At 69.1% G+C, this 21,118-nt stretch carries 17 protein-coding genes and 1 pseudogene; 9 read left to right on the top strand and 9 right to left on the bottom strand.

Features of this window, described 5'->3' with window-relative positions; all coding sequences use genetic code 11:
• Positions 1-14: 14 nt before the first annotated feature.
• Positions 15-959 carry a polyphosphate kinase 2 family protein gene (locus tag BN10_RS09225; RefSeq protein WP_010850977.1) on the bottom strand — a complete coding sequence of 315 codons (945 nt, stop codon included), beginning with the start codon at positions 957-959 and terminating at the stop codon, positions 15-17.
• A 37-nt stretch (positions 960-996) separates the two neighbouring features.
• Between BN10_RS09225 and BN10_RS09220 the strand changes: the two genes are divergently transcribed.
• Complete coding sequence (locus tag BN10_RS09220) at positions 997-1,665, top strand: dihydrofolate reductase family protein (protein ID WP_010850976.1); 669 nt, start codon at positions 997-999, stop codon at positions 1,663-1,665.
• On the opposite strand, the gene BN10_RS09215 is transcribed toward BN10_RS09220, so the two are convergent.
• Together BN10_RS09215 and BN10_RS16395 are read right to left on the bottom strand one after the other, a co-directional pair.
• A complete protein-coding gene (locus tag BN10_RS09215; RefSeq protein ID WP_010850975.1) occupies positions 1,655-2,851 on the bottom strand; it encodes an alpha/beta hydrolase family protein in 1,197 nt (398 codons plus the stop codon). The genes BN10_RS09220 and BN10_RS09215 overlap by 11 nt on opposite strands.
• Positions 2,844-5,021 (bottom strand): ATP-dependent DNA ligase, encoded by a 2,178-nt coding sequence (locus BN10_RS16395; protein WP_010850974.1) that lies wholly within the window; start codon positions 5,019-5,021, stop codon positions 2,844-2,846. The genes BN10_RS09215 and BN10_RS16395 overlap by 8 nt, the downstream gene beginning before the upstream one ends.
• Before the next feature lie 130 nt (positions 5,022-5,151).
• Here BN10_RS16395 and BN10_RS18280 point away from each other — a divergent pair.
• Positions 5,152-5,394, top strand: a pseudogene (locus tag BN10_RS18280) (lamin tail domain-containing protein); the annotation flags it as partial.
• Positions 5,395-5,769: 375 nt separating this feature from the next.
• Positions 5,770-6,201, top strand: a complete 432-nt coding sequence (gene msrB / locus BN10_RS17770) for a peptide-methionine (R)-S-oxide reductase MsrB (RefSeq protein ID WP_010850973.1) — start codon at positions 5,770-5,772, stop codon at positions 6,199-6,201.
• 30 nt (positions 6,202-6,231) lie between these two features.
• Here msrB and hemQ read toward each other — a convergent pair whose 3' ends face one another.
• Together hemQ and hemG are read right to left on the bottom strand one after the other, a co-directional pair.
• Entirely contained in the window at positions 6,232-6,951 is a 720-nt protein-coding gene (gene hemQ / locus BN10_RS09195; RefSeq protein ID WP_040751339.1) for a hydrogen peroxide-dependent heme synthase, read from the bottom strand.
• 11 nt (positions 6,952-6,962) lie between these two features.
• Positions 6,963-8,411, bottom strand: coding sequence for a protoporphyrinogen oxidase (gene hemG, locus BN10_RS09190; RefSeq protein ID WP_010850971.1), 1,449 nt, complete (start codon positions 8,409-8,411; stop codon positions 6,963-6,965).
• Positions 8,412-8,567: 156 nt separating this feature from the next.
• Here hemG and BN10_RS09185 point away from each other — a divergent pair, with 156 nt between their 5' ends.
• Positions 8,568-9,575 carry a DUF4349 domain-containing protein gene (locus BN10_RS09185; protein WP_010850970.1) on the top strand — a complete coding sequence of 336 codons (1,008 nt, stop codon included), beginning with the start codon at positions 8,568-8,570 and terminating at the stop codon, positions 9,573-9,575.
• A 9-nt stretch (positions 9,576-9,584) separates the two neighbouring features.
• On the opposite strand, the gene hemE is transcribed toward BN10_RS09185, so the two are convergent.
• Positions 9,585-10,628 carry a uroporphyrinogen decarboxylase gene (hemE, locus tag BN10_RS09180; RefSeq protein WP_040751334.1) on the bottom strand — a complete coding sequence of 348 codons (1,044 nt, stop codon included), beginning with the start codon at positions 10,626-10,628 and terminating at the stop codon, positions 9,585-9,587.
• Between the two features lie 14 nt (positions 10,629-10,642).
• Positions 10,643-11,479 (bottom strand): DMT family transporter, encoded by an 837-nt coding sequence (locus BN10_RS09175; protein ID WP_010850968.1) that lies wholly within the window; start codon positions 11,477-11,479, stop codon positions 10,643-10,645.
• 67 nt (positions 11,480-11,546) lie between these two features.
• Between BN10_RS09175 and BN10_RS09170 the strand changes: the two genes are divergently transcribed.
• From BN10_RS09170 to BN10_RS09150, 5 genes are all read left to right on the top strand, one after another.
• Positions 11,547-12,131 carry a DUF3000 domain-containing protein gene (locus BN10_RS09170; RefSeq protein WP_010850967.1) on the top strand — a complete coding sequence of 195 codons (585 nt, stop codon included), beginning with the start codon at positions 11,547-11,549 and terminating at the stop codon, positions 12,129-12,131.
• Between the two features lie 2 nt (positions 12,132-12,133).
• Positions 12,134-13,333, top strand: a complete 1,200-nt coding sequence (locus BN10_RS09165; protein ID WP_010850966.1) for an HRDC domain-containing protein — start codon at positions 12,134-12,136, stop codon at positions 13,331-13,333.
• Positions 13,334-13,509: 176 nt separating this feature from the next.
• On the top strand, positions 13,510-14,721 hold the full coding sequence (locus BN10_RS09160) for a thiolase family protein (RefSeq protein WP_010850964.1): 1,212 nt from the start codon (positions 13,510-13,512) through the stop codon (positions 14,719-14,721).
• A gap of 2 nt (positions 14,722-14,723) precedes the next feature.
• Positions 14,724-16,850 carry a 3-hydroxyacyl-CoA dehydrogenase NAD-binding domain-containing protein gene (locus BN10_RS09155; RefSeq protein WP_010850963.1) on the top strand — a complete coding sequence of 709 codons (2,127 nt, stop codon included), beginning with the start codon at positions 14,724-14,726 and terminating at the stop codon, positions 16,848-16,850.
• A 193-nt stretch (positions 16,851-17,043) separates the two neighbouring features.
• On the top strand, positions 17,044-18,582 hold the full coding sequence (locus tag BN10_RS09150; protein ID WP_040751332.1) for a helix-turn-helix domain-containing protein: 1,539 nt from the start codon (positions 17,044-17,046) through the stop codon (positions 18,580-18,582).
• 243 nt (positions 18,583-18,825) lie between these two features.
• Here BN10_RS09150 and dxs read toward each other — a convergent pair whose 3' ends face one another.
• Positions 18,826-20,694, bottom strand: a complete 1,869-nt coding sequence (gene dxs / locus BN10_RS09145) for a 1-deoxy-D-xylulose-5-phosphate synthase (protein WP_010850961.1) — start codon at positions 20,692-20,694, stop codon at positions 18,826-18,828.
• A gap of 128 nt (positions 20,695-20,822) precedes the next feature.
• Positions 20,823-21,118, bottom strand: a 296-nt coding sequence (locus tag BN10_RS09140) for a hypothetical protein (RefSeq protein ID WP_233354295.1), incomplete at its 5' end; no start/stop codon positions are given.

The following is a 21,118-nucleotide window of genomic DNA, read 5'->3' as shown; positions in this document are numbered from 1 at the left end:
CGACGCGCCCCCGGTCAGGGCATCGCGGCCAGTCGAGCCTTCTGCTCCTCGACGTCGAAGTCGGCCGGCGGCCACTGCGGGTCCATCGCCTTGAGGTGCTCGAGAACGAGATTGGCGACGGCCAATCGGGCGTACCACTTGCGGTTGGCGGGCACGACGAACCAGGGGGCGACGTCGGTGGAGCACTTGTCGAAGGCCGCTTGGTAGGCCTGCATGTAGTCCGCCCAGTAGGCGCGCTCATCGAGATCACCGGGGTTGAACTTCCAGTACTTGTCCGGACGGTCGAGCCGCTCCCCCAGTCGCGCCTTCTGCTCGTCGCTGGAGATGTGCAGCATGATCTTGACGATCGTGGTGCCCGAGTCGGCGACCTTCTTCTCCCAGGCGTTGATCTGCGCGTAGCGACGCGACCACTGGGTGCGGGGCACGAGGTCGTGGACCCGGACGATGAGGACGTCTTCGTACTGCGACCGGTCGAAGACACCGATCTCCCCCGGCAGCGGCAGCGCGTTGGTGATCCGCCAGAGGAAGGGGTGCGCACGCTCCTCCTTGGTCGGCGCCTTGAAGGCCGTGTGCTTGACACCCTGCGGGTCGAAGGCGCCGACGACGTAACGCATGATCCCGCCCTTGCCGGAGGTGTCCATCCCCTGCACCACGAGCAGGAGCGAGCGCTTCCGATCACCCTTGCTCTCGGCATAGAGCCGCTCCTGGAGCTCGGACAGTTGCTCGTCGATACCTTCGAGCGCCAACTGGCCGGCCGCCTTGTCACCGGCAAACCCGGGGGTGGACTCCGCGTCCAGGTCGAGCAAGGAGAAGCCAGGGGCGACGCGCAGGGTTTGTGTCCAGTTCGTGGCGGCCGCCTCCTTGCCCTTCTTCTCCGCCTTGGCCTTGGCCGACTTCGCGGTCTTGTCCAGGGTCTTGTCCTTGGCCGACTTCTTGCCCTTGTCCTTCGTCTTCGCCATGGCCGCATCCTTGCAGGTCCGGTGCCAGACTGGGCCGATGCGAGTCCTCTCCACCCGTCTGCGCGGCATACCGTCCGGCGCGGTGTCCGATGCGACCCTCGAGCGGCTCTACGCCTTCCCCCGGGCGCGGTGGCTGCGGGCCAACTTCGTCTCAACCCTCGACGGTGCGGCGCAGGGTGCCGACGGTCTCAGCGGCTCGATCAACACGCCGGCCGACGCGCGTGTCTTCAGCGCCAACCGGCGGCTCGCCGACTGCGTCATGGTTGGCGCGGGCACGGCACGGGTGGAGAACTATGGGCCGGCCCGCAAGCCCCTGATCATCGTGTCACGACGGGGCCGACTGCCGGAAGGGTTGCGGGACAGCCGGACTCGCGTCGTGCTCGCGACGTGTGAGTCCTCGCGACGTCGCGCGGGCGACGACGTCTGGGTGATCGGGGACGACGCGGTCGACCTCGCCGGGGTCGTGGCTCGCTGCGCGGCCGAGGGTATGCCGCGGGTGCTCACCGAGGGTGGACCGCACCTCTTCGCAGACCTGCTCGCGGCAGGGTTGGTCGACGACCTCGCGCTGACCGTCTCGCCGCGGCTGGTCGGGGGTGATCCGTTGCGGATCGTCGCGCCCGGTGGCGCCCTCGCCGGGCGCGCCGACCTGCGGCACGTTCTGGAGGAGGACGGTTCCCTGATGACTCTGTGGCGGCTCAGCCGCTGAGTCCCTCGACGAAGTCGGTGAGGACGGACTCCCAGCGTTGTGGATCGACGTTCCACTCCTTGCAGTGCCGCGCAACGGTGAACTCCTCGTAGCGGATCAGGTCCGGTCGCCGGTGCGCGAGAGCCCTGGACGGGCCGACCGGCACGAACTCGTCGTCGGCCGAATGGATGAGAAGCATGGGGTGCGTGAGTTCGTCGGCGCGGCTGACCCAGTCGGTCTGGGCGACGTCGAGGACGTCGTGGACACCGACGAGCCGCTTGCCCCAGCGTCGGCCCATCATCGCTCGCGAGAGGCCGAGGACCGGGTCCGGGACATGGTGCAAACGGCCGTGGTGGGCCAGGACGTCTCCCCAGTCGATGACCGGCCCGTCGAGCACGACGCCGTCGACGAGTTGGGACAATGGCGAACGGTCGAGGAATTGCAGGACGATGGCCCCGCCCATCGACCATCCGACGAGGACGATCTCCTGGGCGCCCAGGCGAGCCGCGTGATCGATCGCGGCCTCGATGTCGCGCCACTCGGACAGACCGAGGTTGTACCGGCCGTCCGGGCCGGCAACGACGCCCTCGTCATTGCGATAGTTGGGCACCAGGGCGGTCCAACCCAACTCGTGCAGGGGGCCGATCGCACGCAAGGCCTCCTCGCGGCGCGCTCCGCGGCCATGGACGAGGATCGCCCACCGGTCACCACCGCCGGGGGCAGGATCGGCCGGGGGGACGACCCACGCCGGCAGGATGCCCAACTCGCCACGCACCGACAGGTGGTGGGTGCGCAGGCCCAGTGACTCGTCCGGAGGGGCACCCCAGTAGTACGCGTTCCAGCGCGCCGGGCCCGGGGCGAGAAAGCCGCGGTCGACAGCGGTCACCGTGCGGGTCACCTGGCCGTGGTCGACGTCGTGGGCCACGATGTCGCCGACCCTGGCATGGCCGAGACCGCCGTCGAGCCACAGTCCATAGCGACCGGGAACGACCGTGTCCGGGGTCGCGGACACGGTGACCACATCGCGCCCGATCGACGTGATGACGACGTCGTCGGGGCGGCGACGGTCCGGGGTGAGCACCTTGCGCGCAAAATAGGCCGCCCCGGCCAACGACCCCAGGCCGGCGGCCGCCGATGCCGACCCGATCGCGATCCCCGCACCGACAGCAGCACGACCCAGGTTTCCCAGGGCCCGGCTCTCAGCCACGCGCACCCTCGGGGCCGCCGAGCACCTCGGAGAGGTCGTAGGAGACCGGCTCCTCGAGTTGGTCGTAGGTGCAGTCGGCCGGATCCTTGTCCGGGCGCCACCGCACGAACTGTGCGGTGTGGCGGAAGCGGACGCCCTCCATGTGGTCATAGCGAACCTCGACGACTCGCTCCGGCCGCAGTGGCGTGAACGACAGGTCCTTGCCGGCAGCCCAGCGACTGCCGCCGGCCGCCTGCGGTGTGCGCACGCCCTCCTCGAGTTTGGCCCAGCTCCACGGATGGTCGTCGAAGTCGGTGACGAGATCCTGCAACTCCTCGTAGAGCGCCTTACGGGTGGCCATCGGGAAGGCACCGATGACCCCGACCGAGCGCAGGTCACCGTCCGGGCCGTTGATGCCCAGCAGCAGGGAACCGATCGCCTGCGGGTCGTTCTTGTGGGTGCGATAGCCGGCGACGACGCAGTCGGCGGTCCGCTCGTGCTTGAGCTTGAACATCACCCGTCTGTCGGGCTCGTAGGCCGTGTCGGCGGGCTTGGCCATCACACCGTCCAGCCCGGCACCCTCGAACTCCGTGAACCACGACTTCGCCTCGTCGACCTCACGTGTCGCGCGGGTCAGGTGGATCGGTGGCTGCACAGAGGCAAATGCCTCCTCCAGGAGGGCGCGTCGCTCCCCAAAGGGCCGACCCATGAGGTCTTCGTCACCCAGGGCGAGCAGGTCGAAGGCGACGAACTGCGCCGGTGTCTCGATCGACAGCTTCTTGACCCGGCTGGCCGCCGGGTGGATCCGCTGGCTCAACAGCTCGAAGTCCAGCCGCTCCTCCCCCGGCCGCTGCACGATGATCTCGCCGTCGACAACGCACTTGGCGGGGAAGTTGGCCAGCACGGCCTCGACGACCTCGGGGAAGTAGCGCGTCATCGGCTTCTCGTTGCGGCTACCGATCTCCACCCGGTCACCGGAGCGGAAGATGATCGACCGGAAGCCATCCCACTTCGGCTCGAAGACGACATCCGCGTCCTTGACCCCCTTGGCGTCGAAACCCTTGACCGCCTTGGCGAGCATCGGCGGGATCGGCGGCACGAGCGGCATACCCCACTCCTCGCGGAGGGCGGCATCGCGATCGGCCTTGGGGGCCATGTAGTCCTCGTCCGCCTTGTCCTGCCGGCGTTTGCTGGGCTGGACCCGGGGCGGCTCCCCCGGCATCTTCGGATAGTCCGGCGGGAAGTTCAGCTCACCCAACCCATGCTCGTTGACATCCCTGTCCCACAGCGCAATCGCCGCCGCCACCTCACCGACCGCATCATCGATCCCGGCCCACGCGTCGCCTCGATCCTGGACGATCTCGGGGACTGTCAGCACCGTGAAGTCGGCCGGCGACGCCACCCGAAGTTCCTTCCACGTCACCGGCATCGAGACGGGCGCACCCGGCAGCGGCCGGGGGCTGTAGGCAGAGGCAATGGTGCGGTCCCGGCAGGCCTGATTGAAGTCGACGAAGACGCGCTCGCCGCGCTCCTCCTTCCACCACGAGGAGGTCACCAGATCAGGCAGCCGCCGCTCCAACTCGCGGGCGATGCCGATGACACCGTGACGCACGTCGAGGAACTCGTGGGTCGGCGCGATGCGGGCATAGACGTGCACTCCCCGGTTGCCGCTCGTCTTCGCCCACCCGGTGAGCCCGAGCTCGGCAAGCAACTCCCGCAACGCAAATGCGGCTTCCACGGCATCGGCGAAGCCACGGCCGGGCTGGGGATCGAGGTCGATTCGCAACTCGTCTGGGTTGTCGTTGTTGTCGGCACGGACCGGCCACGGATGGAAGGTCACCGTGTTCATCTGCACGGCATACACGGCCGTTGCCAACTCGTCGACGACGATCTGGTCGTGCCGCCGCCCACTCGGATAACGGCAACTCACCGTGCGCACCCACTCGGGCATCCCCTTGGGCGGATTCTTCTGGTAGAACTCCTCACCCTCGATGCCCTCCGGGAACCGCTGCAGGGTCACCGGTCGGTCACCGATGGCGCGCAGGAGCGGCTCCCCCACCGCGAGCACATAAGCCGCCAGGTCGCCCTTGGTGATGCCGGCATCGGGCCACATGAGCCGGTCGGGGCTGCTCAGCCGTACCTCACGGATGCCGTGGGGGCCGGGAACCTCGAGCACCTGGGGGGCCGACATGGACCTGAGCCTAGGCGAGCAGGATCCTTTGCCAACTCCTTACCTTTACGCCGTCCGGAGTTCAGCATCCCGGGCCTACCTTCAGAAGGGTCCGCACCGGTGACGTCCTGACCGCGTCATCGGTCACCTTTTGGAGGAAGAACACCCTGATGCCCGCAGCAGTCCGAGGTCGCGCGAGCGTGGCCATAGCCGGTCTCGTTCTGGGGAGTGCGCGATCGCGGCGTCCCCCAGCGCGACAGCCGCCCCCAGCACGACCATCCTCATCTCCGAGGTCTACGGCGGCGGCGGGAACTCCGGCGCCCCGTTCACCAACGACTTCGTCGAACTCCACAACATCTCCACCGCGGCGGTGGACCTCAAGGATTGGACTCTCAAGTACTACTCGAGCAGCATCGGCAACACCCGGGGGGACCTGCACCATCGGCTCGGGATCGATCGCCCCGGGCGGCTTCTTCCTCGTCCAGCTCGCCGGGTCGACCAATGGCGTCGCACTCCCGACTCCGGACTCCTCCTGCTCCAGCCCCAACCTGAGCGGCACGACCGGGTCGGTCGAACTCGCCAATCCAGCCGGCGTCGTCGATCTGGTCGGTTACGGCGCGGCCACCGACCTCGCAGTTCGCCTCGTCCGACCACGACCCGGTGGTCGTCGGACTCCAGGTGCGGGTGCCCAGCCAGAAGTAGCCGGCAGCAGCCTGCTCACCGTGGGCGCCCCCGGAACGATCCGGGGGCCCCTACTGTTGGAGTCACCATGACGATGAAACCCAGCGACCGGTCCTACTCCGTCAACCGCACCGATGAGGAGTGGCGCGAGCACCTGTCCGCCGACGAGTTCGCGGTGCTCCGCCGAGCGGGCACCGAACGCCCCTTCACCGGTGAGTACACCGACAGCAAGACCGTCGGCGTCTACGCGTGCCGGGCCTGCGGAGCCGAGCTCTTCGCGTCCGAGACCAAGTTCGACAGTCACTGCGGGTGGCCATCCTTCTTCTCCCCCCTGGCCGGTGACTCGGTCGAGTTCCTCGAGGACCGCTCCCTGCCCGGCCGGCCGCGCGTCGAGGTGCGCTGTGCGACCTGCGGCTCGCACCTGGGTCACGTCTTCGAGGGCGAGGGCTACGACACCCCGACCGACCAGCGCTACTGCATCAACTCGATCAGCCTCACCTTGCGCCCGGCCGACGGCTGAGTCCCAGAGGTCGATGCTGGCCGGTTGGCATCAGCGCTGGCGCGCGACCAGGTCCGCGACCGTCACGCGGGGGCCCGTGTAGAACGGCGTCTCCTCGCGCACGTGCAGGCGCGCGCGGGTCGCCCGCATGTCACGCATGAGGTCCACGATCCGGTGCAGATCATCGGCCTCGAAGGCCAGGATCCACTCGTAGTCGTTCAACCCGAAGGACGCGATCGTGTTGGCTCGCACGTCCGGATAGGTTCGCGCCGCCTTGCCGTGCTCGGCCAGAATCGTGCGTCGCTGGGTCTCCTCCATCAGATACCAGTCGTAGGACCGCACGAACGGGTACACGCAGATGTAGTTCCGCACCGCCTCGTCGGCCATGAAGGCCGGAATGTGCGAAGCGTTGAACTCCGCCGGACGGTGCAGTGCGACCACGGACCACACCGGGTCCAGGTGGGCCCCGAAGTCGGTGCTCAGAAAGCGGTGATAGGCGTCCTGCACGCCCTCCACGGTCTCGGCGTGCCACCACACCATGAGGTCGGCATCGGCGCGCAACCCAGCGACGTCATAGCAGCCGCGAGTCACGACCCCCGCCTCCGCGAGGTCGGCGAAGAGCGCATCGACCTGCGCGGCATACGCCTCCCGATCGGCGTCGCCCAAGGCCTCGGCGACCGCGAAGACCGACCACATCGCATACCGGATCGAGGCGTTGATCTCCTTGATCTTGTGCACTCCGGGCTTGCGTGGGGTTGCTGGCGTCGTCATACCCGTCATTGTCACAAGCGCGGGTCGAGGGGCCGAAGGTGGGTCAGGACACGCTGCGCCGCGCCGGTCGCCGAGGCGATGACCGCGGGGATGCCCACTCCTTGGTATGCCGCGCCACTCACCTCGAGCCCCGGTCGCCGGGCCACCGCCTCACGCACGGTCGCCATCCTCGTGGCGTGGCCGACGGTGTACTGCGGCAGGCCGCCGCCCCAACGCTGGACGTGGGCATCGACAAGATCCGGCAGGGTGGCACCGATCGCCTCACCGATCTCGTGGTGCGCGATCGTCACGAGGTCACGATCGTCGCGCTGGAGGTGCCGCACGTCGCCGGCACGGCCGAGCGATGCCCGCACGAAGGTCACCTCCGGGTCGAGGGCATCGGTCCAGGCCCACTTGTTGGCGCTGAAGGTTGCGCCCTTGATGACGTGGCCGTCGACCGCCGGGACGAGGAAGCCGGATCCCGGAAGTCCCGGGAGCCCGGCCCTCGGCAGAGCCAAAGTCACGACGGCGCTGGACGAGGACTCGACCTCACCGAGCGCGGTGGCCGCCTCCGGAATCAGCTGTGCCAGCAGGCGACTCGCGGCGGTTGGCGGCGTCGCCAGCACGACGGCATCGGCGAGGATCCGCTCCTCGGCCATCGTGGGGCCCACCGTCACCGAGAACCGGCGCTCCCTTCCAGTCGAGACGGCCCGGACGGTGGTCGAGGTCCGAACCCGCACACCTCTGCGCGTCAGGTCGTCGGCCAGCAGTCCGGGCAGGCGGCCCATTCCCCCGATGATCCCGGCGAAAGCCGGCCGCGCTGCTTGGTCGCTGACTGGCGCGGGCTGCGGCAGGGCGCCGTCCGCGACCGCCGCCGCCCACAGCGCCGGCATGGTCGCCTCGAGGGAGAGCTCGTCGGCGCGACCGGCATACACACCACCCAGGAGCGGTTCGACGAGACGGTCGGCGACGGCATCGCCCCAACGCGTCCGGACGTAGCTGCCGACGGCAAGGTCAGCCGTCACCGACCCGCCGGGCCAGGGCCGCTCGGCCCGCCAGCGTTCGAGCTCATCGGCGGTGAGGAGGCCGGAAAGACCGTCCTCAGCAGTGGGCACACCCATCAGGGTGGCCCGAGGCAGGGGGTGAAGTGCCCCACGCGACCAGATCGAGGCCGAAGTCGTGGTCGGAGAAACGAGTTCGTCGGCTGCACCCAGATCGCGGAGGAGATCCACCCCCTCGGGACGAACCGCGAGCATGGCCTCGGCGCCGACGTCGACCCGATGACCGGCCACCTCCGCGAGCCTCAATGTGCCGCCGAGGACAGAACCCGCCTCGCACACCGTGACGTCGACACCGGCGGTCGTGAGCGCGCGCGCTGTGACGAGCCCCGCCAGGCCCCCACCGACGACCACCACGTGCGCCGGCCCCCCGGGCTCGAGGAACGCCGTCGACGGAGCAGGCGGGGGACCGGCTGGAGCCATGCCCAACACTTTGTCACTTCGTGATCCGATCGAGATCCCCGGGTCCGGAACGACTGCCACAGCGGCTGCGTCTGGAGTTCGATGGGGTCGGCCAGCGAGTGTCGATGACCGCCGCCATTGCCATCCGGAACTCGTCGTCATGATCGGAGCGGTCCCATGCATCTCACCCCTCGCCGCCAGAAGATTCTGCCCGCACTCGCCCTTGCGGCCGGCTTGGCGCTCGGACTGGGCGCGTGCGGCGGGAGCGCAGGCTCCAGTTCGGCCAGCGGCGGCGTTGCCCAGGACTCCGTCGGCTCGGCTCCGCGCGAAGCTGCGGGCAGTGGCGCGTCTGCCCCGGACGCTGCGAAGGGCGGCGCCGGTGCGGTCACGGCAACCGAGCAGAAGGTCATCCGCCGCGCGGACATCTCCGTGCTCGTCAAGGATGTCGGCGCGGCCGCCGAGAAGGTGCGCGCCATGGCGACGACGGCAGGCGGGACGGTGACGAACGAAATGCTGAGCACCTACAGCGGCGATTCCACCGACCTGTCGGGATCGGTCACCATCTCGGTGCCCTCGGACAAGCTCGACGACACGATGAAGCGGCTGGCCGAACTCGGGGATGTCGTGTCGCGCACCACGAGTTCGGACGACGTCACCGGGCAGTACGTCGACACCGAGTCCCGGTTGGCCACCATGCGGGCCAGTGTCGATCGGGTGCGGGGCCTGATGGCCCAGGCCACCAAGATCGAGGACATCGTGGCGCTCGAGTCCGAACTCTCCCGTCGTCAGGCCGATCTCGAGGCCCTCGAGGCGCAGTTGCGCTCCCTGAAGGACCAGGTGGCCATGTCACCCATCACCGTCCAGCTCAGCGCCGACCGCAGCCAACTCGCCGATTCAGGTGGCGGCTTCCTCTCCGGACTCAAGGCCGGGTGGAAGGCCTTCACGGCCTCGGTCGTCGTGCTCCTGACCGCCCTGGGTGCACTGCTGCCCTTCCTCGTGGCGATCGCCGTGATCGTGGTGCCGCTCGTGTGGTTCCTGCGCGAGCGCAACCGCAGGCGCACGGCCGCCTACGCGGCCTCGGTCGCGCCGCGACCGGCGGCACCCATGCCCGCGCCGCCCGTTGGGTCCGCGGATTCCGTCGCCACAGCCGCGGATCCCGCGGACGCAAGCGAGCCGAAGGCCTGATCGGTCCGCTCAGCGGGCCGAGGCCGCGTGGACGATCTCGACCACGCGGGTGAGGACATCGGGGTCGGTGTGCGGAGGGACGCCGTGACCGAGGTTGAAGATGTGACCCGGCGCAAGGCGTCCCTCTGCCACGATCGCGCGCACCTTGGCCTCGATGACATCAGCGGGCGCGAAGAGCAGCGCTGGATCGAGGTTTCCCTGCACGGCATACCTCCCGCCGAGACGCTCGAGCGCGTCGGTGAGGGACACCCGGTAGTCCACACCGACGACCTCGGCACCGGCCTGCCCCATGAGGGCGAGCAGTTCGCCGGTGCCGACGCCGAAGTGGATGCGTGGCACGCCGAGGTCCGCGACCGCTGACAACGCGGCCGCCGAGTGCTCCTGGACGTATGCCGCGTAGTCGCCTCGCGGCAGTGCACCCACCCACGAGTCGAAGAGTTGGACGGCCGACGCCCCGGCCTCGACCTGGACACGCAGGAAGGCTCCGGAGATCTGGGCGAGGCGGGCGCAGAGGTCGTGCCAGAGGGCAGGATCACCGTGCATGAGCGCCTTGGTGCGCTCGTGGGTTCGCGATGGCCCGCCCTCGACGAGGTAGGACGCCAGGGTGAAGGGTGCCCCGGCGAAGCCGATGAGCGGTGTCGGGCCCAGCGCCTCGACCAGACGCCGGACGGACTCGGTGATGTAGGGCACGGCGTCGGAGGTGAGTTCGGGCAGGCGGTCGAGGTCGGCGCGGGTCCGGATCGGCTCGGCGACCACCGGCCCCGTGCCGGGGACGATGTCGAGGTCGACGCCGATCGCCTTGAGCGGCACGACGATGTCGGAGAAGAAGATCGCCGCATCCACGCCGTGGCGACGCACCGGCTGCAGAGTGATCTCGGTCACCAGGTCCGGGGTCGCGCAGGCCTCGAGCATGGCGTTCCCCACGCGGATCTCGCGGTACTCCGGCAGCGAGCGCCCGGCCTGGCGCATGAACCACACCGGTGTGTGCGGCACGGGAAGCCCACGGGCGGCTCGGACGAGGGCTGAGTTCGCTGGGGTCGCTCGGTCGGTCACGACCGTCGATCCTCTCACGGGCGCAGCGAGATGACCGCCGCGCCGACGAGGGCCAGCAGCACGCCGGCCTGCTGCACGCGGCGCAGTCGCTCGCCGAGGATCGCCCGTGCGAGCAGGATCGTCATCACCGGGTAGAGGCTCCCGAGGACGGTGACGACGGCCAGCGAGTCGCCGGCAATGCGGGAGGCGGTGCCGAAGAAGAAGTTTGCCGCCAGGTCTCCGACGCCGATGGCTGCCAGACCCGGCACCTCGCGGGTTCCCACTCCACCGACGGACCGTAGGACCAGGGCCGCTCCGACGAAGAGAGTCACCGACGCGGCCCGCATCCCCCACACGGTGAGCAGTGGCGAGGCCTGCGCGCCCCGATTGAGCAGGAACAGGGTGAAGCCGAAGAACAGGGCGGACGCCACCGCCAGCAGCACCGGTCGCGGGCTCACGGCGCCACTGAGTTCGGGCCCCGAGGCGAGCACCACCCCCACGAGCGCCACGACGACACCGAGCCATGTCACGGCCCCCGGCCGCTCCCCCATGGCCAGCCCGATACCGACCGGCACGAGCGCTCCCATCGAGGCGATCGGCGAGACCACCCCCATCGTTCCCTGCGCCAGCGCGGTGTAGAAGCAGAGCAGGCCGGCGACACCACACAGCCCGGCGGCCGCGGCATACACCAACCATGACCACCCGGAAACCTCCGGGCGGACCAGGAGCACGGCCACGGAAACCACGACGAACGCGCAGGCCTGACTCCACCCGGTGACCGCCGCCGCCGAGCGGGCGCGTGTCGCGAGCCCGCCGAAGAAGTCGGAGGTGCCCCAGGTGAGCGACGAGAGCAGTGCGAAGACGATCCCCACCGGAGCAGGCTAGGTCCCTCGGCGTGGCCTGACGGCCGCAGTCCGCCCACCGGCATACCCTGAGCGAGTGTCAGGACGCAGCGTGCCGGGTCGGGAGGCGACCGAGTTCTCCCGCGCCGTGGAGGCGCTGCGCGCCGCTCGCTTGCGGCCCGAGGTGCGGCTCACCGAAGTGCCCGCGCCGCAGCGCATTGCTCCGTATGCCGTGGCGATGACCGCCGACGTGCTCACCTCCGTCGACGATGACGACGAGCTCGCGACCGGGCGCTTCGTGCTCCTCTTCGACCCCTCCGCCCCGGAGCCGTGGAGTGGTCAGTGGCGGGTCGTCACCTTCGCGCGCGCCGAGTTGGAGCCCGAGTTCGCCTCCGACCCGCTGCTCGGCGAGGTTGGTTGGACGTGGCTGACCGACTCCCTCGACCAGCGTGGCGTCGACTACACCGCGGACGCTGGCACCGTCACCCGCGTGGTCTCCGAATCCTTCGGGGGACTCTCCGACAAGGATCCGAGCGTCGAAATGGAAGTGCGTGCCTCGTGGTCCCCGGTCGGCGGCAGCGTCGCCGACCACTTGCTCGCCTGGTCGGACCTGCTGTGCACCATCGCCGGCCTGCCGCCCCTGCCCGAGGGAGTCATCGCCCTCCCGGGGCCGCGTCGCTGACCATGTCGGACTCCCCCATCCCCGAACTGCACCTCCTCACCGAGCCGGTCGACGGCATACCCCACGTCCTCACCGAGGAGTCCGAGCTCGCCGACGCCGCTCGCGCGATCGCAGCCGGCGAGGGGTCGGTGGCGCTGGACGCCGAACGGGCTTCGGGTTACCGCTACAGCCAACGGGCCTATCTGGTGCAGGTGCGCCGCGAGGGCGCCGGTTCCTTTCTCATCGACCCGATTGCCTGCCCGGACCTGTCACCGATCGACGACGCGATCGGCGGCGCCGAGTGGATCCTGCACGCGGCCACCCAAGACCTGGCCTGTCTGGCCGAGGTCGGACTGCGCCCCCGACAACTCTTCGACACCGAACTGGCCGCCCGCATCCTGGGCCTGCCGCGCGTCGGCCTGGCCGCGACGGTCGAGCACTACCTGGGCGTGTCGCTGGCCAAGGAGCACTCAGCCGTCGACTGGTCGACGCGCCCGCTTCCCGAGCCGTGGCTGCGCTATGGCGCTCTCGATGTCGAAGTCCTCAGCGAGCTGCGCAACCTCATGGGCGTCGACCTGGCGATGAGCGGCAAGGCCGAATGGGCGCGCCAGGAGTTCGAGGCCCTGCTGTCGTGGGCCCCGGCCGAGCGCCCCGACCCGTGGCGGCGAACGACGGGGCTGGCGTCGATGAAGTCACGGCGGGGGTATGCCGTGGTGCGCGAGCTCTGGTACGCGCGGGACGCCATCGCTCGGGACCGTGACATCTCAGCCGGCCGGATCGCCAGCGACAAAATCCTCATGGAGATCGCGCACGCCGATCCGCGCACGATCGGTCAACTGCCCCAGGGCCATCGACCGATCGCGCGCTATGGCCGTCAGTGGGTCGCCGCGGTCGCGGCCGCCCATGACCTTCCCGAGCGTGAGCTGCCCGAACGGGTGGTGCGCAGCGACGGTCCTCCCCCTGCGCGCAGTTGGGCGGACAAGGATCCCGTGGCTGCTGCTCGCCTCAACGCGACGCGCGCCGCGTTGGCGGTCTTCGCGGACGAGCACACGATCCCGATCGAGAACGTCTGCTCACCCGAGCCGCTACGACGGGTCGTCTGGACCCCGCCGACCACATTCGACACCGAGTCCTTCGAGGCCGCACTCCTCGCCGAGGGTGTCCGCCGCTGGCAGGCCCAGATCGTGGCGCCGATGCTCGCCGACGCCTTCGCCACCTCCTGAGCCCAGGGCTTGCGTCCGGCGCGTGGACGGCATATCAACCGTCGTGCCGGACACAGCGTGATGGGGTTCACCGCGCAGGTCGCTGACACTGTGATTACCCACGAGTAATGTGGGTCGGGACGGCTCGTGTCGAACGGGCCGATGCCACCCATCCTCGAATCGCACAGGAGGCCATCGTGCCCCGCACTCTGCAGGACGTCGTCTTTGTCGACGGGGTCCGCACCCCGTTCGGCAAGGCCGGTGAGAAAGGGATCTACGCCCAGACCCGGGCCGACGACCTCGTCATCAAGTGCATCCGTGAGCTGCTCCGTCGCAATCCGAACCTGCCGAAGGACAAGGTCGAGGAGGTCGCGATCGCAGCAACGACCCAGATCGGCGACCAGGGCCTGACCCTGGGCCGCCTGGCTGCGCTGCTCTCCGGTCTGCCGAACACGACCCCGGGCTACTCGGTGGACCGGATGTGTGCCGGCGCGATGACCGCTGTCACCAATGTCGCATCCGCAATCGGGTTCGGGGCCATCGATGTGGCGATCGCCGGTGGTGTCGAGCACATGGGCCGCCACCCGATGGGCGAGGGCATCGACCCCAACCCGCGGATCGTCGCCGAGAAGATCGTCGACCAGAGCGCGCTCGTCATGGGCAGCACGGCCGAGAACCTCCACGACCGATTCCCGACCCTCACCAAGGCGCGCTCCGATGCGTATGCCGTGAACAGCCAGGCCAAGCTGGCCGCCGCGTATGACGCGGGGAAGGTCCAACCGGACCTGGTGCCGGTCGCCACCCGCCACGCGGAGAAGGGCTGGGGGCTGGCCACGACCGATGAGCCACCGCGCCCTGGGACCACGATCGAGGAGCTCGGCGCGCTCAAGACGCCCTTCCGGCCGCACGGCAACGTCACTGCCGGCAACGCGGCCGGGCTCAACGATGGTGCGACAGCCTGCATCCTGGCGTCCGCCTCCGCGGCGCAGGAGTTGGGGCTGACCGCCAAGATGCGCCTGGTGTCGTATGCCTTCGTCGGCGTCGAGCCCGAGGTCATGGGCATCGGCCCGGTGCCGGCCGCCGAGAAGGCATTGCGGCAGGCGGGGCTGACGATCGACGACATCGGTCTCTTCGAACTCAACGAGGCCTTCGCCGTGCAGGTGCTGGCCTTCCTCGAGCATTTCGGCATCGCCGACGACGACCCACGAGTCAATGAGTACGGCGGCGCCATCGCGACCGGCCACCCGCTCGCGTCCTCAGGCGTGCGGCTGATGACCCAACTCGCGGCGCAGTTCGCCGAGCACCCCGAGGTGCGCTACGGCCTGACGGCGATGTGCATCGGCATCGGCATGGGCGGCTGCGTCATCTGGGAGAACCCGCATCACGCCGACTACGGCAAGGAGTCCTGAACATGAGTTCTGCAACCACTGAGAAGGCCCCGACTGCTTTCGAATCCGAGGTCGTCACACGCTCGATCGTCCAGGACGTCATCCTTCCCGGGGGCGCGGGGACGCTCGCCCTGGTGACCCTCGACAACGGCTTCGACCACACCAAGCCGAACACCTTCGGCCCAGCGACGCTGGTCCAGCTGCAGGCCGTCGTCGACGGCTTGCGCGCACGAGCCGAGGCTGGCGAGATCGCGGCTGTCGGGATCACCGGCAAGCCCTTCATCTTCGCCGTCGGGGCAGACCTCACGGGAGTCCCCCACGTCTCGCAGCGCGAGCAGGCGGTCGAGATCGCCCAAGCCGGCCACCGCGCCTTCGCCTCGATCATGGACCTGCCGGTTCCCACGTTCGGCTTCGTCAACGGCGCCGCGATGGGTGGTGGCGTCGAGATCGCGCTCGCCTGTGATTACCGGACCATCTCCGGTGGCGTGCCCGCTGTGGCCCTGCCCGAGTGCTTCCTCGGCCTGGTGCCCGGCTGGGGCGGCTGCTACCTGCTGCCACGCCTGCTCGGTGCGCCGAAGGCCCTCAAGGTGATCATCGAGAACCCACTGTCGATGAACCGGATGCTCAAGGGCGTCGAGGCCTACCAGCTCGGGATCGCCGATGCGATCTTCGAGCCGGCCGACTTCCTCGAGGATTCCCTGCGCTGGGCCGCCGACGTCGTGAGCGGCCAGGTCACGATCACCCGCCCGGACCACACGCAGGACGCGGCCGAGTGGGACGCCGCCTGCGATGCGGCCGGCAAGCTCGCGGACGCCAAGACTGCGCGCCGCTCCCCCGCGCCCTACCGTGCGATCGACCTCGTGCGGGCGGCTCGCACCTCTTCGCGCGATGACGCCTTCGCGGCCGAGGACGCCGCGCTGGGCGACCTGCTCATGGGCGACGAGTTGCGCGCGGGTCTCTATGCCTTCGACCTCGTGCAGCGGCGTGCCAAGCGCCCGGCCGGTGCACCGGACAAGGCCCTGGCGCGCAAGGTGACCAAGGTCGGCATCATCGGCGCCGGTCTGATGGCCAGCCAGTTGGCCATGCTCTTCGCGCGCAGTCTCGGAGTGCCGGTGGTCATGACGGACCTCGACGAGGATCGGGTCGCCAAGGGCGTCGGCTATGTCCACGGTGAGGTGGACGGATTGCTCGCCAAGGGTCGGATCGGCCAGGACAAGGCCAACTTCCTCAAGGGGCTGGTGACCGGGTCGACGTCCAAGGACGGCTTCGCTGATGCCGACTTCGTCATCGAGGCAGTCTTCGAGGAGATGGCGGTCAAGCAGCAGGTCTTCGCCGAGGTCGAGGCGGTCGTCTCGTCCGAGTGCGTGCTCGCAACAAACACCTCGTCCCTGTCGATCACACAGATGGCCAGCGAATTGGAGCACCCGGAGCGCGTCGTCGGCTTCCATTTCTTCAACCCGGTCGCGGTCATGCCCCTGCTCGAGATCATCCCCGGCGAGAAGACCGACGACGCCACCTTGGCCACGGCCTTCGCCACCGGCAAGGGCCTGAAGAAGACGACCATCCTGGTCAAGGACAGCCCGTCCTTCATCACCAACCGCCTCCTGGGCCGGTTCATGGGCGAGTTCAGCCGGATCGTCGACGAAGGCACGCCGGTGCAGGTCGCGGACCGGGCCGTCGCCGGGCTCGCCCCGATGCCGCCCTTCGTCCTCATGGGACTGGTTGGCCCGGCCATTGCGCTGCACAACAGCCAGACGCTGGTGCGTGCCTTTGGTGATCGCTTCTACGCCTCGCCCAGCCTCGAGGCCATGGTCGCGGCTCGCAAGCCCGGCTACTACACCGTCGTCGACGGTGTGCAGGTGCCCGATCCGGAAGTGCTGGCCATGCAGGTCACGCCGGAGCACCCGGTCGAGCTCACGGCCCCCCAGGTGCGCGAGCGCGTGCTCTCGGCGATCGCCGACGAGGTCGCCAGGATGCTCGACGAAAAGGTGGCCCAGGCACCGATGGACATCGACTTGGCGATGATCACCGGCGCCGGCTTCCAGTTCTGGAACGGCGGGATCATCCCGCTGCTCGACCGCGAGGGGATCTCGCAGAAGGTCGTCGGTCACCGCTTCCTGCCCCCGGGCGTGGCGAGCGTCCCTTCCTGAGCGGCGTGGTGAGCGTCCCTTCCTGAGCGGCGTGGATGCTCCGGCGACCAGCCTCGTCCCCGCCTGTGTTGCCTGCTACGTCGCAGTAGGTGCGGCGATTGCCGCATCTACTGCGACGTAGCGCGCAAGGAAGGGGCGAAAAGTGCGGGAAACTCGACTCGCAGATATCTCACATGTGATCTATCGTGGACGAGTGAGTGACTCCACCTATCTCAACCGCATCGGGACCCTGATCCGCGACGCACGCCGCCACAAGGGCCTGACTCAGAGCGAATTGGCCGATCTGCTCGGCACCAGCCAGAGCGCAGTGGCCCGCATCGAGCAGGGCAAGCAGAACCTCAGCCTTGAGATGCTGGCGCGTATCGGCGAGAGCCTGGACAGCGAGTTCGTCTCCCTCGGCACCGGCGGACCCCAGCACCTGCGGATCGTCGGCGGGAAGCAACTCTCCGGGTCGATCCCGGTCAAGACGAGCAAGAACGCCGCCGTCGGCCTCCTGTGTGCCGCCCTGCTCAACAAGGGCCGCACGACGCTGCGCAACCTGGCTCGCATCGAGGAGGTCAACCGGATCATCGAGGTGCTGACCTCGGTCGGCGTCAAGGTGCGGTGGCTCCCGGACAGCAGCGACCTCGAGATCATCCCGCCGGCTCGCCTCGAGCTGGACTCGATCGACCTGGACGCCGCCCGGCGCACCCGCACCATCATCATGTTCCTCGGGCCCCTGCTCCACGACTACGACTCCTTCCAACTCCCGTATGCCGGTGGCTGCGACCTGGGCACCCGCACCGTCGAGCCGCACCTGGGTGCGCTGCGCAGCTTCGGCCTCGACGTCCAGGCCACGCACGGCTTCTACGAGGCCAAGGTCGCCAGCGACGCACCCGACGGCACCCACACGATCGTCCTCACCGAGCGCGGAGACACGGTGACCGAAAATGTTCTCTTCGCCGCCGCGCGCCACCCCGGCACGACGATCATCCGCAATGCCTCCCCCAACTACATGGTCCAGGACGTCTGCTTCTTCCTGACCAAGCTGGGCGTCATCGTCGAGGGCATCGGCACCACCACGTTGACGGTCACCGGTGTGGAGCACATCGATGTCGACGTCGACTACTCGCCCAGCGAGGACCCGATCGAGGCCATGAGCCTGGTCGCGGCCGCGGTCGTCACCCGCTCCTCGATCACCATCGAGCGGGCCCCCATCGAGTTCCTCGAGATCGAACTGGCCACCTTGGCCCTGATGGGCCTCAAGTACGACCAATCGCCGGAGTACGTCGCGGCCAACGGCGAGACCCGGCTGGTCGACCTGACGATCCACCCGGGGCCGCTCAAGGCACCCATCGACAAGATCGCCCCGATGGCCTTTCCCGGGCTCAACATCGACAACCTGCCCTTCTTCGCTCTCATCGCGGCCTGCGCCGATGGGACGACGATGATTCACGACTGGGTCTACGAGAACCGGGCGATCTACCTCACCGAGCTGAACAAGGTCGGTGCTCAGGTCCAACTTCTCGACCCGCACCGGGTCATGGTCACCGGGCCCACCCCCAAGTGGCGCGCGGCCGAGGTCATGTGCCCACCGGCGCTGCGCCCGGGCGTGGTCATCCTGCTGGCGATGCTGGCTGCGCCGGGTACCTCGGTGCTGCGCAACGTCTACGTCATCAACCGTGGCTACGAGGAGCTCGCCGAGCGCCTCAACGCCCTCGGCGCGACGATCGAGACCTTCCGCGACATCTGATCCGGACTCCCCGCACGCGGCCGCACGGCCCTGGTCACGGGTGGCGGCGAGGACGGAGTTGGAGACCAACTCCCCCGAGCCGTCGTCGGCCGGGGTGAGGTCGTGGAGCAGGTAGGACTCGACGAGGCCGCCCTCGTCGGCGGCGACGAGGGGCCCGACCGCCGGGTGGGCCCGCCAGAACTCGAGGTATGCCGCGGGGCCGGTGGGTGATTGGACGGGCCTGCCCCGGACAATCCGAACTGCTCAGGCCAGTCGAGAGCGCAGGCTGGTGACGATCGCGTCCGCGGTGAGACCGCTCGCCTCGAGCACCTGCCCGCGAGAGCCATGGTCGAGGAACTCGCGCGGCAGTCCGAAGATGTCGACCGGCACGTCGAGACCGGCTTGGCGCACGGCATACGCCACTTGGGAGCCGATCCCTCCGGCGACCGAGCCGTCCTCGACGACGGCGACCCGTCGTGCCGTGCCAGCCAGGCCAGTGAGCGCTGAGGGCACCGGCAGCGCCCAGACCGGGTCGGCGACGCGGACCCGCAGGCCCTCCGCGGTGAGTTTGTCGGCGACGGCGAGCGCGGTGGCGACCATCGAGCCGATGCCGACGATGAGCACGTCGACGTCACCGTCGTCGGGCTCGACGAGGACGTCGACGCCGTCGACGCTCCGCACCGCGACGATCGGGTCACCGACGGTGCCCTTCGGGAAGCGGATGATCGAGGGCGCGTCATCGATGTCGATCGAGGCGCGCAACGCCACCGGCACCTGCTGTCCGTCTCGCGGCGCCGCCAGGTGCAGGCCGGGCACGATGCCGGCGATCGACATGTCCCACATGCCGTGGTGCGAGGCACCGTCCGGGCCGGTCACGCCGGAGCGGTCGAGGACGAAGGTCACGCCCGCCTTGTGCAATGCGCAGTCCATGAGGAGCTGGTCGAAGGCACGGTTGAGGAAGGTCGCATAGATCGCGACGACCGGGTGCAGGCCGGCATAGGCCAGACCGGCCGCCATCGTCGCGGCATGCTGCTCGGCGATGCCGACGTCGAAGATGCGATCGGGGTAGGCATCGGCAAAACCCTTCAGCCCCACCGGAATCATCATCGCTGCGGTGATCGCGACAATGTCCTCGCGCTCGCGGCCGAGTTCGACCATCGCGTCGCTGAACTCGTCGGTCCAACTGCGTCCGGCGATCTGGATCGGGAGCCCGGTCTCGGGATTGATGACGCCGATCCCGTGGAACTGGTCGGCCTCGTCGTTGACGGCGTGCTCGTAACCCCGACCCTTCTGGGTGATGACGTGGACGAGCACGGGGCCGCCGAATGATCTGGCCTTGCGCAGGGCGTGCTCGAGAGCCGGGATGTCGTGACCGTTGACAGGGCCGACGTACTTGAGACCCAGGTCCTCGAACATCCCCTGGGGGGCCACGACGTCCTTGAGGCCCTTCTTCATGCCGTGCAGGGCACGCTCCATCGGGCCGCCGACGACAGGTGTCCTGCGCAACTGCACCTTGCCCCAGTCGAGGAACTGCTCATAGCCGCGGGTGGTGCGCAGGGTCGCGAGATGGTCGGCCAAGCCGCCCTTGGTCGGGGCGTAGGAACGCTCGTTGTCGTTGACGACGATGACCAGCGGCAGGTCGCTTTCGGCGGCGATGTTGTTGAGGGCCTCCCAGGCCATCCCGCCGGTGAGGGCGCCATCCCCGATGACGGCGACCGTGTGACGGTCGTGCTCGCCCCGGACGCGGCGTCCCTCGGCGATGCCGTGCGCCCAGGACAGCGAACTCGAGGCGTGCGAGGACTCGACGACGTCATGCGCGGACTCGGCGCGGCTGGGATAGCCCGACAAGCCGCCCTGCTGCCGCAGCCCGGAGAAGTCCTGACGACCGGTGAGCAATTTGTGCACATAGGACTGGTGTCCGGTGTCGAAGACGATCGCGTCGCGTGGGCTGTCGAACACGCGGTGGATCGCCATGGTGAGCTCGACGACGCCGAGGTTGGGTCCGAGGTGGCCGCCGGTGCGCGAGACCTGATCGACGAGAAAGGCCCGGATCTCCTCGGCCAATGCCGGGAGTTCGGCCTCCGGCACGGCCTTGAGGTCGGCAGGCTCCTGGATGCGCTCCAGCAGGCTCACGTTGGGGACTCCTCGTCGGTTCGGCAACCCACCAAGTCTAGGCGCTCTCCCCCGCTCCGACCCTCGTAGAAGGGCCCTGCTGGAGTGTGAATCTCGTGACGGAAGGGGGGCGGAAGTCGCGAGCCGGCTCACAGGCGCGGCACAAAGACCTTTCCCTCCATGGCGTCCAGCACCAAGGAGGCCGAGCGGCGACTGGCGACCAGCCGAGCACCCTCGGCGGAGAGGACCTCCAGGACATCGGTGAGGGCGTCGGCGGCGACCTGGTCGGCCAGGTCCACCCGCATCCCCCGGTATGCCGTGCGCAAGGCCGCCAACTGCCCCTCGAGATGCTGCACGGTCAGCCAGGCGAGCACGAGCGGGTGGCGGCGCCACGCGGCATACGTGCGGTAGTCGGCGGGGCACTGGTCGAGCAACCAGGCGACCG

The sequence above is a fragment of the Phycicoccus elongatus Lp2 genome (assembly GCF_000367525.1).
GTDB lineage: Bacteria > Actinomycetota > Actinomycetes > Actinomycetales > Dermatophilaceae > Phycicoccus_A > Phycicoccus_A elongatus.
The sequence above is the reverse complement of the archived record's forward strand: the minus strand, read 5'-3'. Positions and strand labels throughout refer to the sequence as shown.

Bases quoted from the DNA above. Each gene is read 5' to 3' on its own strand.
- msrB (WP_010850973.1), top strand. From the start codon at position 5,770: ATGACGATGAAACCCAGCGACCGGTCCTACTCCGTCAACCGCACCGAT.
- BN10_RS09225 (WP_010850977.1), bottom strand. From the start codon at position 959: ATGGCGAAGACGAAGGACAAGGGCAAGAAGTCGGCCAAGGACAAGACC.
- BN10_RS09220 (WP_010850976.1), top strand. From the start codon at position 997: ATGCGAGTCCTCTCCACCCGTCTGCGCGGCATACCGTCCGGCGCGGTG.
- BN10_RS09185 (WP_010850970.1), top strand. From the start codon at position 8,568: ATGCATCTCACCCCTCGCCGCCAGAAGATTCTGCCCGCACTCGCCCTT.
- hemQ (WP_040751339.1), bottom strand. From the start codon at position 6,951: ATGACGACGCCAGCAACCCCACGCAAGCCCGGAGTGCACAAGATCAAG.
- hemG (WP_010850971.1), bottom strand. From the start codon at position 8,411: ATGGCTCCAGCCGGTCCCCCGCCTGCTCCGTCGACGGCGTTCCTCGAG.
- BN10_RS09165 (WP_010850966.1), top strand. From the start codon at position 12,134: ATGTCGGACTCCCCCATCCCCGAACTGCACCTCCTCACCGAGCCGGTC.
- BN10_RS16395 (WP_010850974.1), bottom strand. From the start codon at position 5,021: ATGTCGGCCCCCCAGGTGCTCGAGGTTCCCGGCCCCCACGGCATCCGT.
- BN10_RS09155 (WP_010850963.1), top strand. From the start codon at position 14,724: ATGAGTTCTGCAACCACTGAGAAGGCCCCGACTGCTTTCGAATCCGAG.